This is a genomic window from Endozoicomonas sp. ONNA2, assembly GCF_024606365.1.
In the GTDB taxonomy this organism is placed as follows: Bacteria; Pseudomonadota; Gammaproteobacteria; order Pseudomonadales; family Endozoicomonadaceae; genus Endozoicomonas.
This window is the reverse complement of the sequence record NZ_JAHHPO010000586.1, coordinates 1-2,616: the sequence shown is the minus strand read 5'-3', so window position 1 is coordinate 2,616 and position 2,616 is coordinate 1. Positions and strand designations below refer to the sequence as shown.

The window sequence follows — 2,616 nt, the reverse complement described above, 5'->3', positions numbered from 1 at the left end:
TGCTGTTAATTTCACCAGAAGAGGGAAACAAAGCTATTCTCTCTGCCACCAGTTCCGAGAGTGCCTTGTTCTTGTGAGACATTAACTCCGCCACCAACAGCCAGGGAATCATCCCAGAATCGCAAAAGGCAAAGTCACGGAAATAATGATGGGCACTCATCTCACCCCCATACACAGCATCTTCGTCCCGCATCCTTTCCTTGATAAAGGCATGACAGGTTTTGCACAGCACCGGCACACCGCCAGCCGCCGATACCTGATCAATAGTATTCCAGGTCAACCGGGGATCATGAATAATCTTTGCGCCAGGATAGTGCGCCAGAAACACCTCACCCAGCAGCCCGACAATATAATACCCCTCAATAAACTGACCTTTCTCATCAAACAGAAAACACCGGTCAAAATCTCCGTCCCAGGCAATACCCATATCCGCTTTATGCTCCAGCACTGCATCCACAGTTGCCTACCGACAGTCGTGTAACAGCGGATTAGGAATACCATGGGGGAAATTTCCATCCGGCTCATGGTGAATCTTCACAAACTCCACCGGCACCCTATTAACCTTAAACCACTGTTCAATGGCATCAATTCATCGGGCATACGGCCACGGATATCGTAGGCCTTAAAACAATTAAGAATGCTCATCCAAGACACCTGGAGTGAAAAACGGTATATATTGACCTATATTTAAGGTGGCCTGTAGATATATATTGGATACCTGAACAATCATGTTTGAGTATGATCCGACAAAAAGTCTCAACAATCTGGAAAAACATGGCATTGATTTCGATCAGGCTCAGAATCTCTGGCTGGATGAAAACCGAGTGGTTATCAAGGCCTTGATTTCTGATGAGCCTCGTTTCCTGCTCATTGCCAAATACGCCGGAAAACACTGGACTGCCGTATTTACGCCACGTAACGATAAAACCCGAATTATTTCGGTGCGTCGCTCAAGACCCAAAGAGATAGCCGCCTATGAAAGCCAAAGAATTTGACCAGGCCTTTGATGAAGGCCACGACAGCATTGATGAACATATTGACTGGTCCAGCGCTCAACGTCCCGGCCTGGAAACCCGTCGAATCAATATCGACTTTCCTGAGTGGATGATCACCGCCCTTGACCGCGAGGCCGCCAGGCTTGGTATTGCCCGGCAAGCTGTGGTTAAAACCTGGCTGGCCGAAAGGCTCGATCAGGGAAGGCGGGGTTAGGTTATGAGTTTGGAGTTATGGGTTATGAGTAAATAGGGAATAGTTAATTGTGAATAGGCCAATTCCCTATTCACCCTTAACCATTCCCTCAAATCACAAACCTCACAACCCACACCTCACAACTCAAGTCCGCCCGTACGTATCTTCAAACCGCACAATATCATCCTCCCCCAGATACCCGCCGCTCTGTACCTCAATCAGTTCAAGGTCAAACTTGCCGGGGTTTTCCAGTCGATGAACCACGCCAATGGGTATATAGGTGGACTGGTTTTCGGTCAGCAGAATTTCCTGCTCGCCATTGGTGACCAGTGCGGTACCTTTGACCACAATCCAGTGTTCGGCCCTGTGATGGTGCATCTGTAAAGAGAGCTGTGCACCAGGCTTAACAGTAATGCGCTTAACCTGGAAGCGGTCGCCCATATCGATGGAGTCATAGGCACCCCAGGGGCGATAGACTTTGCGGTGCAGTTTTACCTCGGTACGGTTTTCTGCTTTCAGCCGGTCAACGATCTTTTTAACATCCTGCACCCGGTCCTTATGGGCCACCAGAATGGCATCATCACTTTCGGTAATGATCAGATCATCAACACCCACGGTGGCAATCAATTTTTTCTCACTGCGCACGTAGGTGTTATGGGTGTCCTGAAACAGAACGTCACCCTGGAAAGAGTTACCGGACTCATCCTTTTCACAGATATCCGCCAGGGATGTCCAGGAGCCTACATCAGACCAACCCGCATCCAGAGGAACCACAACGGAATCCGTCGTTTTTTCCATCACGGCATAATCGATGGACTCATCCGGGCAGGCATGAAATGCCGCTTCATCCAGCCGGACAAAATCAAGATCAGTGCTTTCAACCGCCATGGCCTTTTCACAGGCTTCGAGAATATCGGGCCGGAATTTGTTCAGCTCTTCCAGATAGCGAGAGGCCTTAAACAGGAACATACCCGAGTTCCAGTAATAATCACCTGAAGCAAGATAACCCTGGGCAGTTTCCAAGTCTGGCTTCTCCACAAAATTTTCTACCAAAGCAACCTGTTCACTATTGCCTATTAACTCTTTACTGGCCTTGATATATCCATAGCCCGTTTCCGGATGACTAGGCACAATCCCGAAAGTGACCAACTTGCCATCACGGGCTGCTGGGAGTACGGCCTCAACTGCCTGATGAAAAGCCTTAACATCTTTAATCACATGGTCAGCAGCAAGCACCAATAACAGAGGCTCCTTTTCTCCAGAGCTGGCTTTGGCTTTCAATGCTGCCAGTGCCACTGCAGGTGCAGTGTTTCTGCCAACCGGCTCCAGAATTATGGCTGAAGCCTGTCGCCTCATCTGCCGCAGCTGCTCCGCCACCAGGAAACGGTGCTCTTCATTGGCAATCACCAGCGGGGCAGAAACCGAATC

General features: G+C 49.4%; 3 protein-coding genes and 1 pseudogene. 2 read left to right on the top strand and 2 right to left on the bottom strand.

Annotation, left to right across the window (positions count from 1 at the left end; all coding sequences use genetic code 11):
* Positions 1-457 (bottom strand): annotated as a pseudogene (locus KDK14_RS10290) (phosphomannomutase CpsG); the annotation flags it as partial.
* Positions 458-728: 271 nt separating this feature from the next.
* Between KDK14_RS10290 and KDK14_RS10285 the strand changes: the two are divergent.
* Both KDK14_RS10285 and brnA read left to right on the top strand, forming a co-directional pair.
* Positions 729-995, top strand: coding sequence for a BrnT family toxin (locus tag KDK14_RS10285; protein WP_257265011.1), 267 nt, complete (start codon positions 729-731; stop codon positions 993-995).
* Complete coding sequence (brnA, locus tag KDK14_RS10280) at positions 976-1,209, top strand: type II toxin-antitoxin system BrnA family antitoxin (RefSeq protein WP_257265010.1); 234 nt, start codon at positions 976-978, stop codon at positions 1,207-1,209. The genes KDK14_RS10285 and brnA overlap by 20 nt, the downstream gene beginning before the upstream one ends.
* Before the next feature lie 123 nt (positions 1,210-1,332).
* Here brnA and KDK14_RS10275 read toward each other — a convergent pair.
* A partial coding sequence (locus tag KDK14_RS10275) for a mannose-1-phosphate guanylyltransferase/mannose-6-phosphate isomerase (protein ID WP_306671510.1) occupies positions 1,333-2,616 on the bottom strand: 1,284 nt, incomplete at its 5' end.

Excerpts from the sequence above, each read along its gene's own strand:
- KDK14_RS10285 (WP_257265011.1), top strand. The coding sequence starts at position 729 with ATGTTTGAGTATGATCCGACAAAAAGTCTCAACAATCTGGAAAAACAT.
- brnA (WP_257265010.1), top strand. The coding sequence starts at position 976 with ATGAAAGCCAAAGAATTTGACCAGGCCTTTGATGAAGGCCACGACAGC.